Origin of the sequence: Indolivaga capnocytophagoides, assembly GCF_036511535.1 — a bacterium.
Taxonomy (GTDB): Bacteria; Bacteroidota; Bacteroidia; order Bacteroidales; family Dysgonomonadaceae; genus Dysgonomonas_A; species Dysgonomonas_A capnocytophagoides.
On sequence record NZ_AP028867.1, the window covers coordinates 2,155,892 to 2,182,113 of the forward strand.

Here is a 26,222-nt window from a genome sequence, read left to right on the forward strand (position 1 = left end):
CCAGATTTTAACACAAGTCGATTGTAGCCCAAATACAACAGTAAAATTTATTCAATTCTTGTGCTAAATAATTTTCATCGCTCAGAATAACGAATAAACACAGCAGAGTCCATTTGCTAATCACGAGATTAGCATCTTTCTCAGAATTCAATCTTCATAACACAATAAAAAAACTATATAGCCATTTTACATGTTTAATTATTGTACTACACACTTAATAATAAATACTTATGAAAACAAAACTACCAAATTTCGAGATTCCAACCCTCGAAGAAGTCTTTAATTTGGATAGAACTTCCCAAAATTACACTGGAGATTGAATTAACACAATGGAATGCGTTATTGCTGGCCTATGATGCCGATCCTGATGAGAATTTTTGGGTTCCGGGAAATTTTATTTTTGAAGAAAGTAATTCTGTACCTGATCAGCGACTTGAAAATATAGGACTAAGAGTTCGTGGTAATTCAAGCCGGAATCGTCCGGAAGGAGATTCTGGAAAATTACATAACCCTGAGAACCCTAAATGGCGGCAATCGAGCTTTGCTCTCTGGTTCGATAAATATGTAGATGATTTGAGGTTTGAAGAACTGGATCGTCTTGATCTCAGATATATCAGAGAAGATCCTATGCGTATTCGCGAAGTGTATTGCTTCAACTTATATTATTTAGCAGAAGTATACACCAGTCCGTTAATTAGTATGTGCCGTTTTTATATAAAAGTCGTAGGAGGCGCATCAGACCCCGGATATTTCGGCATTTTTAAAATGAGAGAACATGTCGAAAAAGATTATCTCGCTGCTCGTCAAACTATCTTCGGAGATAATAATCCCGGAGATAAAAGAGCCTTTTTATGGAAAGCCGATTTTGGGGCATCATTAGGAAATTATGATCCAGCTGTTGTTGATTCTCCTATATATGAACTGCAAACAGGAACCAGCCACTCGGCTGAGGCCCTTGAACAGTTAACGGATTTTATTAAAAATCTGGTAACTCTGGAAGGAGACGAGCTTAAAGCATGGGCTAATGAGACAATAGATGTACCTGTTTTAATGAAAACTTATCTCATCAATGTTATTTGTGGAAATCAGGATGATTATTGGTTTAATGCTAATAATTACAATTTCTATTTTAACACACATGGCAAGTTCTATTTCATCCCGAATGATTTTGATCCTGTTTTAGGGTGTGGCTGGACTGGAGATATCGGCCGAAAAAATCTTTACCACTGGGGGGTAGAAAGCAATCCGTTAATAGAAAAACTTCTGAATATAACCGAGTTCCGCCAAATGTATAAAGATGCTTTTATCGAATTAACCGATACAGAGACCGGATTGTTCCATGTAAGTAAAAGCATACCTCGTATAGAAAAATGGCAATCATTGATAAATGATTACATATGGGATGATACAATTCATATGGCCTGTGATAAGCCGGATGCTGGATGTGTTTTACCCCCGAAAGGACAAAATTTGCAAACACCATACGAGGATAGTGTCGCATATTGGGCTTCTCCCGAAAATAAACCATACAAATTATTAGAAACAGGAGAGAACAACTACTTCGAAGTAAGCGGATCTCCTGCCCGTGCAGAAGATTCTAAGTAATATATCGTTTTTCTTACAATAGAGATATTTTTAAAGAAAAGCAGTTGAAAATAAGACTTTCAACTGCTTTTTAGCTACGAAATAATAGTAAATACTTAATAATATATTTTCAATAGATGGCTAAATAGAGCCGTTATTCTTGAACAGAAACAAATAGGACTGAGACCTTTAAACCAAGTATTTGAATAGATTAATAGTAGTTAAATGTAATTTTACACATATAAAAAATATACAATCATATTGTTAATTTATTATTTTTGTGGAAAATATGAAGTGATCTGAGTTTTCGATTAGGGATAAAAATTTCAAGTATGCTCAGTCTCTTTCATCTAAATAAAAAGGGAAATTCATATTAAAACAGATCAACTCAGTATATTTTCCTAATCTTAAGATCTAATAAAAACACACCGTTAATTTTAATATTCGGGTAATAAGTAACTGAAAGACTCTAGAATCGTATTCCTGGAGAGAATTAACTATTGCTTCTATGCTTTTCAAAGTTAATAAACTATTGGCTCCGGTGATTCTTCGAATTCGGCAGGACTAAATACAATCAACAAATAGGTTTTAGACCTTAGAACAAAACGATAATATTGTAAAAGCCTTGAATATCTAAAATTGTAAAATACTATATGCAAATGGCTTATAAAAATAATATCTGCATAACTATACTTTTACTTCTATCGTGTTTAGCAAGTGTTATCATAGCTAACAGCAAACCGCATGTAATCAATATTTATAAAGAAATATACCATGCCGGAAATAAAAATAGGGCAATAGGTCAAGATGAACATGGAATAATGTATTTTGGAAATGACCTTGGCTTGCTCGAATATGATGGTGTGGAATGGCAGCTACACCAAAACTCTAATGATCCTTTGGTCAGATCATTATTTGTATTATCAAACAAAACCATATTTACCGGGGGCTGTGAAGAATTTGGAAGATGGGACAGAGATATAAGCGGAAAACTCAAGTACACTTCTTTAAGTGAAAGTTTAGATAAGAGCCTTCTCCGAAACAACGATTTCTGGAAGATATGCTCTGCAGGCAATAATATTTATTTTCAATCATTTAATTCCATTTTTATTTATGACGGAAATAACGTGAGAAAAATTCCGAACGGAGAGAACTTTCTTTTTCTGTCAAAAGTTCGGAACGAACTCATTGTACAGAAGATGGGTGGTGCAATATTTCGTCTGAATGGAGAGAATCTGGAGAAAATAGATGGCAGTGACATTTTCAAAAATACAGATGTCAGGGTAATTCTTCCGTACAGCAACGACAAATATTTATTGGGTACAGCAACGAAAGGAATTTTCATTTATGATGGTCATTCATTTACAGAGTGGAGTAAATCTTTATCAACAATTATGAATGCCAAAGAACTGAACTGCGGTATCTTTACATCCCGAAACACCTATTATCTCGGGACAATTCTGGATGGAATATATGAAGTAAACGAATCGGGGGAAATCATAAATCACATTTCATCAAACAACATGCTGCAAAATAATACAGTACTGTCTCTGTATGAAGATAATCTCAATAATATATGGGCCGGTCTGTATAGAGGTATTGCATACATGCAGTACATACAAAACATGAGCTGTTTTTCCGATCCGGGAGGAAATACAGGACCGGTATATGACGCAACAATGTGGAACAATAAACTCTTTATCGGAACCAATCAAGGGGTATTCTATATAAATGAAAGCGACATGTGGGGGCCAAATCCACTGCAAAACATGAAAATGGTCAACGGAACACAAGGCAAAACCTGGGCTCTCGAAGTGGTTGATGACAAATTATACTGCGGACACAACAGAGGACTGAAAATTATAGATAAAAATCTGAATATATCTTCTCCATATTCGCTTCCGGGTATATATGAAATATCTGAAGCCGTAATCAATAATAAGGATGTACTGTTATTATCGACTTATATATCGCTGATAATAATAGAAAAAAAGACCGGAAAAATACATAATATGGATAAAATCCCCGACCCTATTATAAGCTCTGCCATAGACCATCTGGGCAATATATGGTTGGAACAAGCCAACAGGGGAATATACAGATGCAGGCTGTCTGATAATATGGAAGATATTACCCATTTTGAATATTACGGAGGAGATTCGAAAGACGGGCTGCCTTATAAGATGAAGCTTTTCAAAGTCGGAGGGAGAATTGTATTATCAGGCAATGATAATTTTTACACATACGATGATATTGGTGACAGAATAGTACCCAATAACATACTCAACGAATGTTTCAAAAATATAAAAGGAATAAAGCGGGTAGTTGCTATACAAAAAAATACTTTTTGGGCTTTGACAGGTTCTTCAGTTTATAAATTTACCTATGACGGCTACAAAGCCTCTATTTCGGAGAGTTACAATCTGGGAATGAATTTGTCTCTGGTTAACACAAATGAAAATATCTCAGTCATAAATGATTCGGTGAGTATTATATGCCTTGATAACGGATATCTGTTTTATCGAAAAAAAGAAGAAAATACGCACAAGCAAGTACCGGCTCCTTACCTCGAATCTTTACAAGCATCAGATTCCAATGGAAATTCGCAATACTGGAGCTTATCTGAATATGCAGGCATTTCGTATAATTATAATAATGTTACCATTTCTTTTTCTGCCAAAAACATATTTGCCTCTAATTATGCAATCCAACACAAACTAAAGGGCATTGATAATGAATGGTCTAAACCCGAGAAAATAAATAAGGTAACTTATGCACGTCTAGCTAAGGGTAAATATACACTGATGTTGCGTACTATTGATAACGAAGGACATGTGTCGGATTCCCTACAATACGAATTTCAGATTCAACCGCCCTGGTACCAGACCTTTTGGGCTTATATACTATACATTTTGGTTTTCGCTTCAGCTATGTACATTCTATGGATACTCATACTCAAGCGTTATCGCAATTTACATTTGCAAAAAATCAGACTCAGAGAAACCAAACGTCTTCATCTTTTAGCAGAAGAGCTGCAAAATAAGGTAGAGCAAAAAGAAGCAGAACTTCTGACCCAAACATCTTATATTATTCATAAAAACGAACTGTTATTAAAGATAAAAGATATAGTCGGCGATCTGAATCAGCAAAATAAAACAAGTGCTTCCGTTTCCCTGAATCAGAAGATAAACTCGTTATTAAATAACAATCTGAATTCGGAAGAAGACTGGAAAATGTTCTTAATTAAATTCGAAGAAAAACATACCGGCTTTTTTCAGAAACTAAAAGAATTATACCCGCAGCTCACAAACAGCGATCTTCGTCTATGCGCATGCTTGCGGCTCAATCTCGAAACAAAAGAGATTGCTTCTCTTATGAATCTATCGGTCAGGACGGTCGAAAACAACCGTTACAGATTAAGAAAAAAGCTGAATATCCCATCGACTGACAATCTCATCGACTTTTTCCTCAGCAAAAACATCTAAAATATAAATACTTAATTTTTAAATAAATAGCATCATAAAGAGTAGTCTTCAGGGAAAAATAATATTGTTAAAAAGCAATGTTATGAGTTTATCTTGGCTTAAACTTCACATCTGTTTTATAGCGATTACATATGTTTGGCATTGATCTAATATCAGACGACCTCAATTTATTTTTTATCTTAAAAGTTAACCTACCGGTCGTTCATAGTTAGATTGTTATGTTAAACAATAAAGTAAAGCTATGAAAATTAAGACTAAAAAGACATTTAATCCAAAGGATTTAAGCTCTTATTCTTTTAAGAGTTTTATATTCTTCGCATGCTTTTTTCTTATGAGTATTTCAGCGGTTTATGCCCAAACGAAAACCATTTCGGGAAAAGTAATTGATGAACTTAACGACCCTCTGACCGGGGTTACTGTACGTGTACAAGGTACAACAACCGGAACAATTACCGATATAGACGGTATGTACTCGATAAGTACCAAAGACGGTGATATAATAGAGTATTCGTTTATCGGAATGAAAACCGAATTAATCGCAGTGAAAGGCCAGACTTCGATTAATATAACATTGAAAGATGGGGTACCCTTCTGGGAGAAACCGTTGTTATCGGTTATGGCAGTGCCAAAGCTAAAGACCTCACATCGCCTATTGCAACTATTGCCGGAGATGAGGTAAACAAGCACCTGACAACATCACCTATGCAGGCTATGCAGGGCAAGATTCCCGGATTACAGATCATCAACAGCGGGCAGCCCGGCAGTTCTCCTAAAGTACGTATACGGGGAGTCGGAAACTATGACGACAGCAAAACCGGACCGCTTTATGTAGTAGACGGTATGTTCTTCGATAACATCGATTTTCTGAATAATGGGGATATCGAAAACATGAGTGTCTTGAAAGATGCTTCTGCCGCAGCAATCTATGGTGTACGTGCTGCAAACGGGGTAATTATAGTGACTACAAAAAAAGGAATTCAAAACAGAAAACCGCTGATTACTTACGATGGGTATTTCGCTATACAAAAAGCTTCGAATCTGATGAAAATGGCAAACTCGTCTCAATATGCGGCTGTTATGAAAGAAATAGGAGACGTGAGCGCAGTCGAACAATCTATTTCGAGATTCGGAGGAAACAATGGTTCTCCGCTTGTTAATACCGATTGGTACGACCAGATACTCAAAACGGCACCTATGCACAGTCATGCTATTAGTGTAACCGGAGGAGGAGATAAGACTTCCTATTCGGTAGGTATCAGTTATCTTAATCAAGAAGGGATACTCGATGCCAATAACAGTTATGAGCGTATCAATATGCGGTCGAAAGTAGATATAGGTATAACCGACTGGATGAAAGTGGGAGGAAGCTTTATTGTTACAAACAGCGAACAACAATTAGCAAACTCGAAGGCGTTCGGCAATGCATATACATCTCCTTCGATATATCCGGCATACGATGCCGATAACGAGTTGGCCGATCCGACCAAGTATGGTGCTGCTCAAAGCATTGGTCTTTCGGGATACTTCTGGAATCCGGTGGCACTTGCCAAGAATTATAACAATAAAGTTGGACTGTCTCAGGTGCTTCCTGCTCTTTACATGGAATTATCGTTCTTAGACTCCCGGCTGACATTCAAGACCTCTTTTAATCAGGATTTGTCGTTCCAGCGAAACAGAGAGTTCTTACCTCAATATACCATTTCGTCAACCGACCAAAGAACTAAAACCCTTTTGACAAAAGCTACTAAATACACTAATAATTGGCTTATAGACAACATTGTCACATTCAGAGATAGTTTTAAGGAAAAGCACAACCTAACTGTTATGGCAGGTAGCTCTGTGCGTAAAGAACGATGGGAAAGACTACGTCTGCAAGGAGACGGAGTACCCGATGGCAAAGACGAATACTGGTATATTCACAATGGATCGATTATAGATCAGAACGAAAATTCAGACACCTGGTATGACAATGCAGAGGAATACAGAGGAGCATCGTTCTTCGGACGTGCTATGTACGACTATGCAGGCAAGTATCTGGCATCTGTCACCTTCCGTGCCGACGGAACGAGCAAGTATCAGGAAAAATGGGGTTATTTCCCATCAGTCGGTCTTGGGTGGGTTGTTACCGAAGAAGGTTTTATGAAGAATCAAAGCTTTCTTAATTTTCTGAAGGTAAGAGGCAGCTGGGGGCTTCTGGGTAATGATAAGATACAGGCGAATGACGGATTTGCATCTATCTCTCAGGAGTTAGGCTATTTCGACGGACAATTATATCCGGGAACATCCAGTCTATCATTCTATTCTTCTTTGAAATGGGAGAAAGTCGAAGAATGGGATTTCGGTATCGATTTTGCATTCCTCAATAACCGCCTTACCGGAGAGTTCGATTATTATAAGCGTACAACCAAAGATGCTGTATTCAGAAAACCTCTTCAGCTTGGTGCCGGCGAACTGTTAATGAATAACGGAGAGATAGAAAACTCGGGTATCGAATTGTCTCTTAACTGGGAAGATAAAATCAGTAAAGACCTGACATATAATGTAGGATTAAATATATCAACATTAAAAAACAAAGTGACATCTCTGGACGGACTAAGCCGCATTATCACTCCCGGAGATTATAGCCGGATAAGACAAGTAGGAAAAGTGGTAGATGCATATTATGGTTATGTGATGGATGGTATCTATCAAAATCAGGCGGAAATAGACAACGACCCTACCCTTTCGGGTATAGCTACTAAACCTGTACCGGGAGACATCAGGTTTAAAGATATAGACGGTGATGGTAAATTAACCGATCAGGACAGAACAGACTTGGGCTCGCCACTTCCTAAATTCTTTTTAGGCGGTAATATCGGTTTTAATTACAAAGCATTCGATTTCAGCACTACATTCCAAGGACAGTTTGGTCATAAAATACTCAATCTGAAACGCTTTGCGAGAGGAAAACAAACAGATATAAACTTCGATCGAGATATTGTAAAAAACAGGTGGACAGGCGAAGGATCTACCAACAAATATGTATCGGGAGCCGCTTTGGGACATACATGGACTTACAGCCGTTTCAACTCATTTTTTGTAGAGAATGCAAATACATTCACCATACAGAATATACAATTAGGATATACATTCTCGAATGTACTGCCTAAGAGTTCTAACAAATCAAGCCTGAGACTGAGTTTCACGGCAGAACGTCCATTTAACTTTTTCTCTTATAACGGTTTCACTACCGATATCGCCAACGGCATAGACAATGACGTGTACCCGCTGACTTCGACTTTGAGCTTTGGTGTACGGATAACATATTAAGGGTTTGATGCTAAAATTTTATCTATAGGGAAAGATCTGTAACAGTTATCAGTTATCAACAGAAAAGGAGAAAAAGTAACAGCCGAAAAGTGTACATAAAGAGTGTCACTTTTGTAACCTTTTTAGAAAAATGAAAAATACGAAGTAATTGATAACTGTTCACTGTTGACTGATCACTGATTTGGTGTTACCTTTTTTGTTGAGCTGAAAATAGAGAGTTGAAAATCTAGGCATTAACAACTATTTTATTAAGAAATAAATTATGAAATCATACATATATTATATTTTATCCGCTGCGTTTTTATTAAGTAGCTGTAACGATTTTCTGGACAAAGAACCGGAAAACAAAGTACCGGTTGAGGATGTCAATTATGCCCTTACCGAAAACATGAGTTTGCCTGTCATTGGGATTTATGCACGTGCCAGAACAGGATCGGGATTCAGTTCGTGGCAGCGATTCGGGCTTGTGGCTGTCAGAGGAGACGATACGGATAAAGGGTCTGCCTCATCCGATCAGGGAGAACTGACATTTGCTAAAACCTTCGAATACAATCAACTCGGCGGATATGCCGCCCTGAATGGAGCATGGACCGGCTTATACAATATGGTACTGAATTGCAATTCGGCTCTGGTCGATCTCGAAAGGTATAATGAACATGTGAAAACAGATACCGACCGAAAACTGAATGCTCAGTATCAGGCCGAAGTACGCTTTATCAGGGCTTATGCTTATTTTAATATAGTCCGGTTCTGGGGAGATATTTTATTAGTGACAGATAACTCGGATGTCTTAGGATCATTAGGAGTTACATCCCGTGCGGATATTTATGCCTTTATGAATAATGAATTAGATTTTTGTGCTGCTAATCTACCTGCTTTGCGTCCTAATGAAATGCCGATAAAAGGGCAGGTTACAAAGTATACTGCACTTACACTGAAAGCCAAGGCAAATTCGGATTTGAATAATTGGGATGCTGTATTAGATGCAACTAATGAAATCATAGCAAGTAATAAGTTCGAACTTTATCCTGATTTTTACGACTATTTTAAGAAACCGGGATGTCTTTCAAATGAAAACCTATTTGAATTACAATATGGATTAGTAGGAAGTACCGAAATTAAATCAGATACATGGTTCAGATTCCAAGGACCGCGCAATGGTTTTCAAGGTACTAAAATGGGAAGAGGCTGGGGCTTCATGGTGCCCTCGGCCTCTCTCGAAAAATTGTTTAAGGACAGAGGAGAAACGATACGCTTCGAAACGACATTCCTTTATGCAGGAACCACGACAAAAGAAGGTGATGAACTGAAACCTGCGACTTTGGCGGGAGGTGAAGATCGTGTATTTAATGGTAAAACATATCTGCCAAGCGACCAGCTGCCCGAGGGCAAAACTGAATATGGGCTGGGGAATAATATCCGGATATTCAGATATGCTGATATCTTGCTTCTGAATGCCGAGGCCAAAGTTAGAAAAGGACAGAACGGTGATATTCCTTTCAATCTGGTAAGAACAAGAGCCAAGATGCCTTTGCTTGCAAATGTTACTGTAGATCAGATTCTGGAAGAAAGAAGGGTTGAACTGGCTTGCGAATGGGGTGAGCGTTTCTATGATCTTGTCCGTACAGGGAAAGCTGAAGGTACGCTACCAGGATTTAAAAAGGGCGAATCGGAATTTTATCCGATTCCACAAGCACAAAAAGACCTGAACCCCAATCTGAAGTAAGGATACACAACTTTAATTATATATTTTTATCTGGTACTTGTTTATATTTATAAATGAGTACCAGATTTGAACAATAAATAAATAGGTCTGCGACCTTAAAATCAGAATAAAATATGAGAAAAATCTTAGCTTTGTTTGTATTATGTGTTCCATTAATTACAGTGTCTGCACAAACCTCTTTGCAGGAGATAACCGAAACACCCCAAAAGTCAGGCGGAGTATTATATGCCTATCCTTTTAAAGGTGAGAATTACACTGCTCCGCCGAAAGGATACGAAGCTTTTTACATTAGTCACTTCGGACGGCACGGATCTCGGTATCTCATCAATGACGATGAGTATAAATGGCCACTTGAGTTATTAGAAAGTGCATCTGCTGCAAGAGCATTAACACCCTTAGGTGAAGATGTTCTCGGTAGACTGAAGCAAGTATGGGAAGAAGCCAGAGGCAGAGGTGGAGACTTGTCTCCGCTTGGAGTCAGACAACATCGGGGAATTGCCGAGCGTATGTACAATTCGTATCCTCAGATATTTGATAGTAATCTAGATATTTCGGCACGATCTACTTTAGTTACACGCTGTATACTAAGTATGGATGCTTTTTGCGAGCGGTTGAAAGAACTTAATCCCGGATTAAATATAAGCCGCAATGCCAGTCATCGACATATGCCCGATATATGCCCGCCATACAGTCCGGAAGCCGAAACCTTCAGGTCGGCCAAAGATACCTGGCGCGAAGAATACCGCAAATTCGAAGAAAGCCATATAAAACCTGAAAGACTTGTGAACTCTTTATTTTCAGACAAAACTTTTATCACTGAAAAAGTGAATCCATCTGCATTAATGAAAGCATTGGGAGAGATAGCCGGCAGTGTACAAAATATGGAGGTAAATGTATCATTCTATGACATTTTTACAACGGAAGAACTATTCGATATCTGGCAATGTAAGAATTATCATAATTATGTAGTTGACGGACCTTCGTCTAAAAGCGCAGGAGCGACTATCAGAATGATAAATCCTCTATTAAAGGATATTATGGATAAGGCAGACGACGTTATTCAATCAAAAGGTAAAGGAGCGACATTACGTTTTGGACACGATGGCAATCTTATTCCGCTACTGGCGTTGATGCATGTTCAGAATTGTTATGAGAGCATTTCTAATACCACTGATTTCTATAAAGTCTGGAGCAATTTTAAGACAGTTCCCATGGCAAGTAATATTCAAATTGTATTTTACAGAAAGTCAGGCTCGGATGATATACTCGTCAAATTTCTTCATAACGAAAAAGAAGTTCTTATAACTCCTGTCAAAAGTGATATCCCCCCTTTCTATAAATGGAAAGACGTCGAGAACTTTTATTCGGGCTTACTAAAATAATTTAGAGTAGAGACAGTGTGTCAAAAATTGTCACATCTTCTGACACACCGTTTCTACTATCGATTAAAAAAAGAACATATTCATTAACTATATTCACACTTGTTCAATTCAGATGTACAAAGATGGGTATAAATGGCAAAAAGGCTCATCAAAACTTAGGCAGTTCAGCTTTAAAAGCTTGTAAGTTATAAGAAAACCTCAAAGCCACTTTTTCAAAATTATTATGATCATTAACAGAACAGAAGATTCCGAAATTTATATGATGGGTGAAGTTCACAGAATAACCAAATTCAATATGATGCTTAATCTGTGGTGTATATAGAGATTTAAAATGTACACTTTCGGTGAATGGAAATGCCTGAAAGAACGGTATTTTTTTAATCAGCAAATATTTATTCGTATAATTTATTTTAAAATCAAGCCAAAAATCATCTGTTGAAGCCTTGTAACTATCCAACAGCATATATGATGCAAAAGGAGAGCCTGCACTTACATACGAATCTGAGGCATTAAAATGGTTATAGTCTGCAAAATGGGCATTATTGCTTCCTAAAAATGTTCCGGCTTCAAAAAAATACTGGTATGCGCTGAATATATCTAAAGTTTTTTGCCTATTGACAAAGGCTTTTATTTTGCGATATCTTGAATTATCTCTTTGCCAGCGGCCAAAGGCTTCTTCGTATTCCGCCCGAAAAGTAGTTTTATTATCGGGCGAATATTCCAATCCCAGCCAATATGCTGTCTTATCAAAAACGGCATTACTGTACATATTAGGCTTTATATCTTCTTTATTGCCTAAAAGAGAAAAGTCGGTACTATTTTCCAACCCGTTCCTTTTTTGTAAAGTAAAGCCAGTTATTAGCTTTATGGTGTTATTAAAAAAGACATCATTATTTATTTTCACGAAGTTATTTTCATAGAAAAAACTATTGTTTTTTCCCCATAAGATTGACGATAATGTATTACCGGTTCTGTTTCCCAAGGGATTAAAGTCTGCAGATTCCGTCCCGACCGATAAAGTAATTTGTCCTCTGCTATAATTGCGAATAAGATCCACCCCTCCATTAAACCGATGTCTACCGGTTAAATAATATACATAAGGATTTACCTCATAACTTCTATCCTCCCCTGTATTTAGTTTATAGTAGATATGCTGCCCGATTACGAATCCATCAACAAAGTTATACTCGGGGAGCGATAAAGATAGTCCACTAAATGTTAATATTCCATTGCCCGAATTTGTACTAATCTGTTTTTTAGAAAATATTTGTTTCAATGACGATTTGTTTTTTCCCGCATTCTTTGTTTCTGAAGCAATCGAATCCTGAATAGACAAAGTATAATTGTCACTCTTGACCAGCGGAAAATGACGCCTATTAGCCCAAAAAGCAGAATCTTTTCGAAACCCCGGACTAATATATGTATCAATTGCATTAAAAGGCTTGTATTGAACAACGGGAGACTCTTTATCCAATAGTGTTATCTGAATATATCTGTTCGTAGAATAAAGGTTAAAATCCAGATTAATACCTTCTACTTTAACCTTGTTTTTGACCATTACAGTACCGGGAAGATAAATATTCTTATCATTCACTTTCATCCAAGATACACGAATCGCATAAAACAGATTACTTATATCTATCTGTTCTATTATCCAATCATGTTCATTGATATACACATATCCGTTAAAAAGAGCAGCATCGTCATATTTCGAACTAACTCGGATTTTACTTATAAGATCTCCTTTATCATTAACTGTTGAACCCTCATAATAATAACGGTAGAATTTTAAAGTATTGACCGTAAACGGAGTAATAAACAACTGATCCTTTGATAAAAATAAAGCCCCTCTCATCTCATCCAGGACTTTCACAAATACCTCCGGATTTGGTATATTTCCATTGATATCATCAACCTTCCTTGTAAATTGATCAGGATAGGTATATTCTGTACTATCGATATATTCAGTAAATACATTAGAGCATGTAGCCAAAAAAGAAAAAGGAGTATACCTAATTGCTTTTCGAAGTATTGGATATACTTTTTGAGTATTGGCAGTCCCTTTCGAATATATTTCGGCTTTTACATTCTTCAATACATTTCTGTTATATATCTCCTGTTGAACAATTTGAGCTATCTTATTTAAGCCCGATTGATCATTCTTTTTATCTTTCACATTTTGAGGAATACTGAATATCGCTTTATCCATTATTATATCAGCCACATAAGCAGTATCTTCCTTAACCTCAAGATGAATATTTTTAGTTCTATAACCGGGATACAGAAAATCTATATCATGTATGCCGGATGATATATTAAGCTCATAATATCCATCAGTATTGCTGAAAGCCCCTACCTTCAATGTCGATATATGAATGCTCGCAACTATAGGATTACCTTCTGTATCGGTTATTTTTCCTTTGATAACCGATGCTTCTACGTTATTTCCTAAAAACAAAACCAAAAGAATAAATAGAGATTTTAATACACTATGTACATTCATCTACAAAAAGTCTTTAAATAACCTATAACTCCACATAAAATCAAGAAAACCCAGAGCAGAGTTAATCCGGCATCCGGTTTGTAACGGAAATACACTTCCTCATTTTTTGTAATACGAATACAAATATCTTAATATTAAGCCTAAAACGAAACAGAAATGTACTTAAATTAATGCAGACAAAAAGAAAACACTCATTCAGATGTATTACACTCAATATTCAGACTCTGAACTGAGAGTATTCAGATTCTCACCGAGTGAATATAGGAATAAGCTAAAAGTACAGAAAATATCAACTATCACGTATGAGATATCGTACTAGAAAGTATATTGAAATAGACTACAGGTTAAGTAAACAACGATTTGTCCTCTCTATGTATTCAACATCTATTACTTTATATCTGTATTCTGTTCTCTGTAATCTTTCGGTGTACATCCGTATTTCTGGGCAAAAAGCCGGAAAAATGTAGCTCTATTGGAAAATCCCGACTTGTAAATAATCTCATCTATGGTCATTTGACTATTCAATAAAAGCTTTTTGGCAATATGCATCCGGCTCTCTTTGATCATTTCCGAAGGACTTTCGCTTCCTATCTCGTTCAACTTTCGATACATATGCCTCGGACTCATATTGAGTTCACGGGCAATAAATTGAGCCGATAATTTGGGTTCATTTATATTTTTATTGATAATATCGAATATATCGGTTATGAATTTAATATGTTCTTTGTGAGTCAGCTTCCCCTGCTGGAGAACAAATGCACTTATTGGCGAATCCAAATAATTTTTCAGATTCTCTTTTCCGGATAAAAGCGTTCTGACTGAGGCTTTCAGATAATCCGGATCAAAAGGTTTGCCTATATACATCTGTGCTCCTGTTGCCAGACCTTCTATTTGCTCTTCAGTAGAATGTTTTGCTGAAATCAGAATCAGAGGGATATGTGCGGTTTTCTTATCACTTTTAAAACCTTTAGCCAAAGTGATTCCGTCTATTTCGGGCATCATCACATCACAGATAATAATATCGGGTTGAATTTCGAGCAGAACATCCGTAGTAGTCATTGGATTATTTACCGGAATTACATTATATTCCTCTTTGAAAATTTCGCAGATAAACCACAGTATTTCAACATCATCTTCGATGATAAGCAATGAACGCTTAGCCTGATCAAAAGTATATTTAGGCAATTCTATTATTGTCTCATGATCAGATACAGGCTTTATTTCGGGTAATGATTGCTTTATTTTCAGACTTTCGTCTATTTCGGTTATATCTAATGGTGGAAGACAAACAACAAATGTTGTTTTTTCATCCATAACACTCTCAACCTCTATTGTTCCATTTAGTAACTTCACCATATTATAGGATATAGCCAATCCTAATCCATTACGCGAACTGCCTTTCGTTTTATTTTGATTCTCGAAATCATCTAATATCATATATCTATCGAAAATCTTGATCAGATTTTCTTCTTCTATCCCTTTACCCGTATTAGTTATAATAAGATACAAGTCTCCATTTTCTTCATAGACCTCTACATCTACGCATCCATAATCATAGGTATATTTAAAGGCATTGGATATGAGATTTGAAACTATCGTATATAAAAAATTCCGATCTGAGTTCCATTGCAAATGACTCTGAATATCTTTCTTGAGTTTTATATTCCGTGAATTAGCCAGATCTCCGAATGAATCACTGATATCGGAAATAAGAACAGCTACATCTATTTCCTGTACAATGGGTAATTGATTACCGGTCTCCAGCCTTCGGAAATCTATTAAATTTTGAATAAGATCATTCATCCGCTCGGCATTACGCTGTATCAGCAATGTATTTTTTCGTATATAGTTATCAGCTCCCGAGTATGTCAATATATGACTGCACGGACCATGTATAAGAGTTAAAGGAGTACAGAATTCATGTGCAATATTTGTGAAAAAACGAAGTTTCGATTCGTGTACTTCTTCTATATGTTGCTGTTGCAGCTTCCGCATTGCATTCTTTTTTTTCCTGTAATTACGTACATATATAGTTCTGATTGCAAAACCAACGCATATCTGAATTAGTATAATGTATATAAGGTATGCCCACCACGACATATACCAAGGCGGAGAGATAAGTATAGAAAGAGAGTATTCCTGACTTTCGACACCTGTCAGTTTGTTTTTATATTTGGCATGAAGGACATATTCTCCAGGAGGAATACTAGTAAAAAATACGGTATTGGACGAACCATTATCTATCCATTGTTTACTGAGACCTTCGAGCTGATAATAATAATTGTAATCATTTCCATTGATATAATCGAGAGCAGTGAACGACAACGAAAAGAAATTTTGTTTATATGTAAGCTTTAGTATTTCCTGATTTTCATTTGTTACTACATAATCATGGAGATTCTCTTTATTTCCGAAAATAAATAAATCACCGAAGTATATAGGCGGCGAAAATTCTTGCTGAGGCAGACCTGTTTCAGAAATTACAATAAAACCATTAATACCGCCAAAATACATATTATTTGTTTTGCTGTCTTTGAATGCAGCACCATCACTAAATTCTGTGATTTGGAGTCCATTATGCTGATTATAAGTTTGGAAAGTATTCAATATTGTATTAAACTTTACTATCCCCCGGTTAGTACTAAGCCAAAGATTATCATCAGCATCTGACAAAATTGTATGAACAGTATTATTGGGCAGTCCATCACGTTGATTTAGTAGTTGGGATATGCCGTCGGGACTTTGCTTAACTAGCCCAAAACTCGTTCCGAACCAGATATTATTATGGGAATCCCGCTGTATTGCATATATATCATTTACAGTCTGATTAGTACACAGATTATCGAAATTAACATTATGAAGTTTATTCTCATCCGGTGTAACAAAATAAGCCCCATATCCTCTGTTTCCAAACCATATTTTAGAATTGTCCGGATCTTTATATATCGAGAAAAAATAATTATAAAAATCACTGCCATCATAAATAGTCAACCTCTCAGCCTTTGTTACTAAGGGTATGTTATTATTCCATTTCAGATGAGCTTTAATAATACCCGTTCCCACGGTAGAGATCCAGAGAGTAGAATCGTTCAGTTCACATATTCCGTGTATATATTTTACAGGCTGTCCTCCTGCCTGGAAATGCAGAGTATTGACCTTCTTTTCAGAAAATGAATAATAATTCAGCCCCAGTTCAGCACCTATCCACAAAAGATTATGCCTGCTCTTCTCAAAGCTGTAAATTGAATTGTCTGTTAAGCTGCTGTTCTCTGCATTAATATATTCGATATTTTCTTTCGAGAAATTTTTATCTATAGAGAAATTATTAATAAGAGCGATCCCATCACCTTTAGTCCCTACCCAGAGGCCATTATTCTGATCCATAAAGAGAGCTCTCACGGGTTTATCTATTTTGAATCCAAAGTTGAGAAAAGTATATGAACGCATCGTGTATATATCATTAGAGTACATATAAACACCATGTCCATCCGTTCCGATCCATATGAGATCCTGATACCTGTCTTTTGCCAAGCAAAATACACCGGACTTAATCCCGGCATCTTCTACCTGATAATTATCAACTTTGTCACTTGTGTTTTTTAATTGCAGAAGGCCATTTGTTTTAAATCCGATAAAATAATCGTCATGATATTTTATGATAGAAGATATAAGCCCTTTATTGTTTATTTCCTTACCTAAATTGTATATGTAATACTTTTTCTTAGTTATAAAATTGTACTCATATAAAGTATCCGTATCGTCTATGAAATAAATTATGTCAGGGTTATTTTTCTCATGAAAACAATAAATTAGTTTGGCTGGGTGGCTAAAAGCGTTTTTTTTAGACAATGTAACATTTCCGTCAGCTAATCGGTTAATCGCAAAACAAAGATTCCGTCCATCATTTGTAAAAATGTGAATTTGGTCTTCTGATGTTATTGTAAAGCTTATTATATCACGGTATGAAATATCGGGAACATCTATTTTTTTGAATAAACCGTCTGTTTTATTATAATAGAATATACTTTTGTCCTGATTGATTATAAATATTGTATTCTTATTATCCTTTTCAATAAAATAAAGCCCCTTGAATTGATTGAAAACCGAAAGTTTCCACTTTTTCTTATCAAGCCTGTTCAGTCCATAGTTTGTATGTATCCAAAGCACATTATCTTCGGCTTCCAGAATCCCCTCTATCAGATTTCCTGATAAATTGCGGTTATCTTCGGTCGGTTTATATACCTGGACATTGAGTCCATTAAATAAATTTAACCCATCACAAGTACCAAACCAAACATATCCTTCGCTATCTTGAAGAATAGAAAGGATGGCACTATTGGATAATCCATCCTGATTTGTTATTTGACGAATATTAGTTGCATCAGATACAAATGAATAAAGAAAAAGAAAAAGGCATCCTAGAATACCTGACATTCTAACACCTGAACTGCTAGTATTAAATTCCCGCATGACAGTATTTATTTGCGACAAATATAAGAATTAAACGCCTCACACCCCGATTAAACCGCATTAAAACAAGACTACAAGAAGTATTTATTTGCGACATTGTTATATAAATATGAGACATAAGCATAATCTACACCTCATACTTTTTATCATCTAATAAAACAAAGATTACATTTGTTTCCTGTTGAATAAATATGAAATAATAACCATGAAACCGTACCACATGAGAAATGATAAGTAGAGATTTTTTTTTTTACACTAATGTATTTTGCTGTTTTTAATAAAACATCTTTTAAATAAAAAAAACGAACAGAACTTAAAAACTGTTCTTAAAAGGAAAACAGAGGTTTTAAAGCAAAATTCCACCTACAAGAAACCAAACTAAATTAAATCTAAGAACCATCGTATGATTAAAGGAAAGTACAAAACAATTTTTGCCTGCATATTATGCGGATTCATATCTGTGAATACCCCTATATACGTGTATGCAGAAAAAAATAATCAGAATGGGGCTCAGCAAACATCCGACAGACCGGTGCGAGGCACTGTTAAGGACAAGGATGGAGAACCACTGATCGGAGCCATAATTAAGGTTAAAGGAACAGCCAAAGGAGCTGTCTCCGATATTGACGGAAACTTCTCTATCGATGCCAAGAGCTCAGATATTCTGGATATTTCCTATATGGGATTCACGTCTCAGGAAATAACTGTCGGCAACAAAAACAGTATCCTTATTACCCTGTCTGAAGATTCTAAAGTCTTAGATGAAATTATAGTGATAGGATACGGTACCACCACTCGTAAAAATGCTATTGGAGCTGTTGATCAGGTTAAATCGAAAATGATAGAAGAACGTCCTGTAGCCAATGTTACACAAGCATTACAAGGAGCTTCTCCCAGTTTGACAATACAGCAGCGCAGCATGGATCCCAATGATAATAGCATGAATATAAACATCAGAGGACTATCCACGATGAATAGTAACTCGCCTCTGATAGTTATTGACGGATTGGTAACAGACAATGCCAGTTTAAATAAGCTGAATCCCGGAGACATTGAAAACATTTCGGTACTGAAAGATGCAGGAACAGCTGCAATTTACGGATCGCGTTCTTCTAATGGTGTTATTTTGGTTACAACCAAGACGGGAAAGAAGAATCAACGCTCCATCGTTCGCTTAGGTATGCAGATGGGAGTACAAGATCCTGATATTTTATACCGCCCCGTGGCAGGATATCAAAATGCAATACTGAAAAATCTATCCTTGACAAATGTCGGTCAGAGTGCAATGTATTCACCTAAAGAAGTTCTTGATTTGTATAATCACAGGAATGAAGAATACTGGAACTATGACAAAATTATGCAATCGGCACTTCAACAATCCTATAATATGAGTATATCCGGTGGTAGTGAATCTACGACCTATATGTTCTCTGCCGGTTATTTCGATCAGGAAAGTAATTTTATAGGCCCTAAATATGGAAAACAACGGTACAACCTACGCTCAAATATAACAACAGAGGTTGGACGTCTTAAATTAACTTCTATTTTGGCATATACCAGGGACGATGGTAAGAAAAATGTAGATGGAAATGCTATTATCAACTCTTCACGTATTCCGTCTTATTATTGGACTAAAATGCAGGCCGATAATGGAAAATACCTTGTGAATAGTTTATTGACTGATCAGAACCCATTGGCAGGATTAAAAGAAGGCGGATATGAAAAAGGAAATACCGACTATATAAATGCAAATGTAAATCTGGAAGTAAAAATTATTGATGGTTTGAAATTGAAAGGAATTATCGGAGCAGACATATATTCATATCACCGTTTCATCAGAAGGAAAGAAGTTAAGTTGTATAATAACGAAAATAATACAACTGCTGATATGATCATGAACGCCGATAGAAACACAGAAGATTATAATGAGAACAAACGTTTGATGAATTACCAGCTTTTAGCGGATTATCAGAAAACATTCAATAAATCGCATAACCTGTCACTTTTGTTCGGCGCAACTAATGAATCGTACACATTCAAAACAAATGAAGTTAAATTCATAAATACAGATCCTATATTGGGAATTCCGACCGAAAGTCCAAAATCGGGAAGTACATCTTTAGAGGGACGGAAGAAAGAAAGTATAACATCTGTTTTAGGACGTGCATCTTACAACTATGAAGATAAATACTATGCCGAATTCAGCTTCCGTGAAGATGGATCTTCTAAATTTGCTAAAAACAACCGCTGGGGCTTCTTTCCATCTATGTCATTAGGCTGGCGTATTTCAGACGAATCTTTCATGGACTTTTATAAAACCAAGATTGGAGATCTAAAACTGAGAGGTTCGTACGGAGTCTTAGGAAATCAAAATATCGATTCATATCAAACACTCACAACCTACTCGGTTACGACAAACACATATGTATTTGATAACGAAACCGTAGGAGGAGCAGGTTATAAATACGGCAACGAAAATCTGAAATGGGAAAAATCAAAAACATTCAATGTGGGTGCAGACTTCTCATTCCTGAACGGAGCTCTTTCCGGTACTTTTGATTATTTCCATAAAACAACGTCCGATATATTGCTGGCTCCTCAGGTTCCAACTGTATTCGGAACTTCTCTCAGCTCCGAAAATATTGGAGAAATGAAAAATCATGGATGGGAAATTACATTGAACTATTACCTCAAGACTGGAGATTTTTCTCATAGTTTTAGTGGAAACTTAGGAGATACCCAGAATAAAGTAACCAAACTGGTTGGTGGCCGAGAGATATCATCTGCCAATGAATATTATATTCTGAAAGAAGTAGGCTTGCCTTTTCGCTCTTATTATGGATATAAGACAGACGGATTCTTTCAGACAATGGATGAAATACAAACATCTGCTCTGCCCTCGGGAATTTCAGCTTCGGATTTACGTCCCGGTGATGTTAAATACGTAGACAGGAATGGCGATGGTATTATTGATGAGAAAGACCGTTATGTATTAGGCAACGGATTTCCTCGTTATACATTTGGTTTTTCGTACAATGTAGAATGGAAAGGGTTTGACTTTGGATTCTTTCTGCAAGGGGTTGGCAAAAGAGATATGATGGTACGTGGTGAATTAGTTGAGCCATTCCACTCAAACTATTCTTATACGATTTATAAGCATCAGCTAGATTACTGGACACCTACTAATACCGATGCAAAATATCCTCGCTTGGCGGCAATCGGATCAGCATCAAATACCAACAACTACGGACAAGGTTCTGAAATAAATAAGTTTGACGGCAAATACCTTAGACTAAAAAATATACAACTAGGCTATACTGTACCTAAAACCTTAACCAATAAGCTGTCTCTTTCGAAAGTACGCGCCTATGTGAATGCCCAGAATTTATTTACCTTGAGTAAAAACTCTTGGATAGATCCCGAATCGTCTGAATTTGATGCAAATATGGGGGGCTCTGCAAATAGTGCCCGTAACTATCCTACCCTGAGATACTTTGGATTTGGATTGGATATAGAATTCTAACAAACAGAAACAAACAAAGATGAAAAGAAAACACATAATAAAATATATGGCTTTATGTATCGGATCTCTTTTGCTTGCCGCATGTAATGACTTGGATCAGAGCCCATCGGATAAGCATACTGATGATACATACTGGCAATCGGCCGACAACTCCGAACTGTTGGTGAATATGGCATACAGCCAAATGTACGGAGCCTCTAAGCTCTGGAATGATGAGGCTTTGAGTGATAATGTTATTCAAGCCAGAGATGATAATGACCCCCGTAAGATCCGTAATGGATTGGCTACGCCTTCTTTAGGGTTGTTTGCAAGTGAATGGAAATGGGCTTACGAAGGAATAAAAACTTGTCACAAATACCTTGAGAATATTGATCGTGTTCCTGATATGAGTACAAGCCTGAGAGATACAAGAAAAGCCGAAATCAGGTTTATCAGAGCATTCTTGTTCTTCCGCTTGGCTTATTTCTATGGAGATATTCCGTTCTTCACTCAAGACATTTCTTTATCAGAAGCCAAGGTCATATCCCGTACACCAAAAGCAACAGTACTCACTTTCGTTCATGATGAATTGGATGATATAATCAAACTGCTGCCGACAAAAGATGGAGCAACAAACAAGGGACGAATAACTAATGCAGCGGCAGTAGCTTTTCAGGCTCGTGCATATCTGTATGAAAATAATTGGGCAATGGTCGAAAAATATACAAGCATGCTGATCAACGAACAAGGCACCTATGGTACTTATGATCTCTTTGCCGACTATGAAACCCTGTTCCGCTCCGAGAATAAATACAATAAAGAAGTGATACTTGATTACGGTTATGCTACAGCAAATCGGTCTTGGGCAGAAATGTATTCACGTGTACCTATGACTCAAGGGGCATTTTTAAATTCTTGCGCCCCTGTTCAAGAATTGGTCGATGATTATCTTACTGTAAACGGATATACAATCAGTAAAGACCCGGCTTACAGTGCAGAGTTCCCTTATATAAACAGAGATCCTCGTTTTACAGCAAGTGTGGTTTATGATGGATTTAAATGGGTTGACCAAAATGGTACCGTTTCCACAATACGTACAGCCTATGGTACAGGTACAAAAGACTCGTGGGAAGGTGTTACTTCTAATAAATCTGTAACAGGATACTACATCCGCAAATATTACGATCCGGCATCAAGAAAAATTTTGTCTGATTACGCTCAGGAAAATAATATAATCATGTTCCGTTATGCAGATGTACTATTAATGTATGCAGAAGCCATGTTTGAACAAAATAAAATGAGCCAGTCCGTTTGGAATGAAACAATCCGCAAAATACGTGAACGTGCAGGATTTACAGCTGCAAGTGCACTAACTTATCCTTCGACTCTATCAACGACAGAGATGCGTGAGTTGATTCATCGCGAACGCCGTACCGAATTAGTTTTTGAAGGTTTACGTTACTACGACATCGTTAGATGGAAAGAAGGAACCAAATACCTGAATGGAACAGTACACGGAGCAAAATTTGCAAATAACAATACGGCTTTTATCTCATTGGATGGACGAAAGTTTAATGAGGGTAAAGATTATCTATGGTCGGTACCCCTTGAGGAAATAGTTAAAAATCCGAATTTAAAGCCTAACAATTCCGGATATTCGGAATAATAAATCTAAAATAAAGACAACTAAACAGAAAAACATAATTATCATGAAGAAGATATTTAATAAGATATGTATACTGCTTCCTCTTTTAATACTAATGACAGCCTGCGGAAGCGATGACATGGAATTTAAAAATGCAGAAGTGTCGGAAGTTACCAAATTATATGAGCCGACAGATGGTAAAGCCATAAATCTAACATCAAGCGGATCCCTTTATTTTTCTTGGGAACCGGCATTAGCTCAAGATGGTGGAGCCGCTTTATACGAAGTTTACTTTGACAAAGCCGGAGGTGATTTTTCAAGTCCTCTGTATATCTTATCATCAGATCTCAACGGATATTCTAATGGCGCAGATATTTCTCATAAGATTCTGAACAAAATTGCAGCTTTGGCAGGAGCCGAACCCGGGGAAACAATAACTCTTTCATGGGCTGTAGCCTCCTCGAGAGGTATCAATCCCAAAATAAGTAAAATGAGTAGTTCCTTAACTGTTACAAGAATAGAAGGGCTTGAAGATCCAGGGCAAGTTTATATTACAGGTGCAGGTACCGAAGCTGGTAGCGATTTGGCTAATGCATTGCCTTTGCATCGTATAGGTGATGGAGAATACGAAATCTATGTAAAATTAGTATCGGGTGCTTCATATACATTCGTTGACTCTAAATCAGGAAGTCCTGCTTCATATTATATTGACGAAAATAGCAAACTTAAAGAAGGATCGGATGCCGTAGCCAATACATTAGATGGTGTTTATCGTATAAAGATTGACTTCGGGTCTGCTTCGGCTTCAAGTCCTGTTAAGATAGAAGAGGTTGGTTATTGGTTCTGTCCGACGAATAAAACGGAGTGGAAACTTGCTTACGAAGGTAAAGGTGTGTGGAAAGGTGCAGGACCTGTAAACTTTAAAGTTGAATCATGGGGAGGAGACGAACGATACAAGTTCAGAGTAATAACCAAAGATTTAAAAGGTGTTGAAGCATTGGAAGATTGGGGACCAGCTAATGCCGGAGAAGACGGTAAACCTTCCGGAACAGCCAGTTATTACAATCTAGCGATATACACTTCGGTTTCTCAATGGGATCATAAATGGAAATTTGCAAATGATTTCAATGGTAAAACCGTAACTCTCACTGTTAAAATGACAGGGGATACCTATACTCACGAAGTTTCTCTTTGATAAAAAATGAATAATAATCAGGAGTAATGACCCTGTTTCTTAATCAGGGTCATACTTTCTGAGATATAAATAGAACATGAAGCCTATGAAAAATATAATATTCGGCAGCATAGCTTTGGCTGTTATGGCGTTATCATCTTGTAATGATCCTAAAGATGAATATTCCTACGGAAGCCAGATAGAATACGACTGGAATGCTGCAGCTGATAGTTCGTCAACTGCCCTGATCAATAAATTTTGGAATGAAACCGATAATTATTTCAATTATGGAAATGACAGTAAAGATTTGACTTTTCACTATTGGCCCAACGCCCATGCAATGGACGTACTGGTGGATGCCTATCTGCGTACAGGAGACAGTAAATACAGTGCTTACTTCGATAAGTGGTTAGCCGGAATCAAAATAAAAAACGGCAATACTTATGAGAATGCTTATGTAGACGATATGGAATGGAATGCATTGACTATGATTCGGATTTATAATGCGACTAAAGATGAAAAGTATCTTGATACAGCCAAACAATTATGGACATGGATTAAAGATGCTTGGTCTGAAGACGTAGGCGGCGGTATCAGATGGTGCACAGGATCATGGGAAGCATTTACGAAGAATGCTTGTTCCAACGGACCGGCAGCTATTATCGGAGCCCGGATGTATCAGATAACCAATGACGAATCCGATCTCGAATGGGCAAAAAAAATATATGATTGGGAGAAGCAAACTCTGGTAAATTCTTCGACAGGAGAAGTTAAGGATAATATCAATGTCGAAACCGGAACAGTTTCCGGTACGGCTCTCACCTACAATCAGGGAACTTATGTAGGAGCCGGAGTCGAACTGTATAATTTGACAAAAGAGATTATATATTTGAATGATGCAAAAAAAGCTGCCAACTATACAGTTTCAACCCTGATCAATTCGAGCAGTAATGTATTAAGAGATGAAGGAAGTGGCGATAATGGTTTATTTAAAGGTATATTTATGCGTTACTTTTTTGAACTTATCAAAGTAAATGACTTTGATGATGCTTATAAGCATAAGTTTATCACCTTCTTTAATAATAATGCATATGAACTTTGGTCTTCGGGTGTATATAAAAAGGGGACTTATGATAATAACTTGCTATTTGGAACTTCTTGGGATTCTGCACCAGTTAGCTTTACCCAACTAACGTCACAGGCCAGCGGATGTATGCTCATAGAAGCCAAAGCCGCATATGAAAAATGGAATACATCTCAGAAGTAATTACTTCTAATGTAAAGAAGAATAGAGAGATTGACAACATCTTCTCTATTCTTCCCTGAAAAAGACGAACAGTTATCCCGTTGAACTACGTTATGTACGTAACAGTCAGTGACGCTACGATAAGTAAAGTACTTATTGTTACTTAATATTTTTATAATAACTTAAATCAAACATC

At 36.8% G+C, this 26,222-nt stretch carries 12 protein-coding genes; 10 read left to right on the forward strand and 2 right to left on the reverse strand.

The annotated features are described in order from the left end of the window. Positions 1-342: 342 nt before the first annotated feature. The 6 genes from AABJ51_RS08900 to AABJ51_RS08925 all read left to right on the forward strand — a co-directional run bounded on the left by AABJ51_RS08900 (position 343) and on the right by AABJ51_RS08925 (position 11,486). Positions 343-1,605, forward strand: a complete 1,263-nt coding sequence (locus tag AABJ51_RS08900) for a CotH kinase family protein (RefSeq protein ID WP_338375656.1) — start codon at positions 343-345, stop codon at positions 1,603-1,605. Positions 1,606-2,243: 638 nt separating this feature from the next. Beyond that, a complete protein-coding gene (locus AABJ51_RS08905) occupies positions 2,244-5,069 on the forward strand; it encodes a triple tyrosine motif-containing protein (RefSeq protein ID WP_338375658.1) in 2,826 nt (941 codons plus the stop codon). A gap of 331 nt (positions 5,070-5,400) precedes the next feature. Then, entirely contained in the window at positions 5,401-5,748 is a 348-nt protein-coding gene (locus tag AABJ51_RS08910) for a carboxypeptidase-like regulatory domain-containing protein (protein ID WP_338375661.1), read from the forward strand. Next, complete coding sequence (locus AABJ51_RS08915; RefSeq protein WP_338375964.1) at positions 5,721-8,378, forward strand: SusC/RagA family TonB-linked outer membrane protein; 2,658 nt, start codon at positions 5,721-5,723, stop codon at positions 8,376-8,378. Before AABJ51_RS08910 ends, AABJ51_RS08915 begins: the two co-directional genes overlap by 28 nt. A gap of 262 nt (positions 8,379-8,640) precedes the next feature. After that, positions 8,641-10,104, forward strand: a complete 1,464-nt coding sequence (locus AABJ51_RS08920) for a RagB/SusD family nutrient uptake outer membrane protein (RefSeq protein ID WP_338375663.1) — start codon at positions 8,641-8,643, stop codon at positions 10,102-10,104. 113 nt (positions 10,105-10,217) lie between these two features. Then, the gene (locus tag AABJ51_RS08925) at positions 10,218-11,486 is read left to right on the forward strand and encodes a histidine phosphatase family protein (RefSeq protein WP_338375665.1); all 1,269 of its coding nucleotides are present in this window, start codon (positions 10,218-10,220) and stop codon (positions 11,484-11,486) included. A 148-nt stretch (positions 11,487-11,634) separates the two neighbouring features. Here the strand turns inward: AABJ51_RS08925 and AABJ51_RS08930 are convergent, their stop codons facing one another. After that, positions 11,635-13,989 carry a DUF5686 family protein gene (locus AABJ51_RS08930; RefSeq protein ID WP_338375667.1) on the reverse strand — a complete coding sequence of 785 codons (2,355 nt, stop codon included), beginning with the start codon at positions 13,987-13,989 and terminating at the stop codon, positions 11,635-11,637. A gap of 387 nt (positions 13,990-14,376) precedes the next feature. Further along, positions 14,377-18,459 (reverse strand): hybrid sensor histidine kinase/response regulator transcription factor, encoded by a 4,083-nt coding sequence (locus tag AABJ51_RS08935; protein WP_338375669.1) that lies wholly within the window; start codon positions 18,457-18,459, stop codon positions 14,377-14,379. Between the two features lie 403 nt (positions 18,460-18,862). Between AABJ51_RS08935 and AABJ51_RS08940 the strand changes: the two genes are divergently transcribed. The 4 genes from AABJ51_RS08940 (at position 18,863) to AABJ51_RS08955 (ending at position 26,047) form a co-directional block, all read left to right on the forward strand. Then, positions 18,863-21,982: a SusC/RagA family TonB-linked outer membrane protein gene (locus AABJ51_RS08940; protein WP_026625827.1), complete on the forward strand. Its 3,120-nt coding sequence runs from the start codon at positions 18,863-18,865 to the stop codon at positions 21,980-21,982. 19 nt (positions 21,983-22,001) lie between these two features. Beyond that, complete coding sequence (locus tag AABJ51_RS08945) at positions 22,002-23,627, forward strand: RagB/SusD family nutrient uptake outer membrane protein (RefSeq protein ID WP_338375671.1); 1,626 nt, start codon at positions 22,002-22,004, stop codon at positions 23,625-23,627. A gap of 43 nt (positions 23,628-23,670) precedes the next feature. Beyond that, on the forward strand, positions 23,671-24,801 hold the full coding sequence (locus AABJ51_RS08950; protein WP_246037399.1) for a SusE domain-containing protein: 1,131 nt from the start codon (positions 23,671-23,673) through the stop codon (positions 24,799-24,801). A gap of 85 nt (positions 24,802-24,886) precedes the next feature. Continuing rightward, the gene (locus tag AABJ51_RS08955) at positions 24,887-26,047 is read left to right on the forward strand and encodes a glycoside hydrolase family 76 protein (protein WP_338375676.1); all 1,161 of its coding nucleotides are present in this window, start codon (positions 24,887-24,889) and stop codon (positions 26,045-26,047) included. The last annotated feature ends 175 nt before the right edge of the window (positions 26,048-26,222 follow it).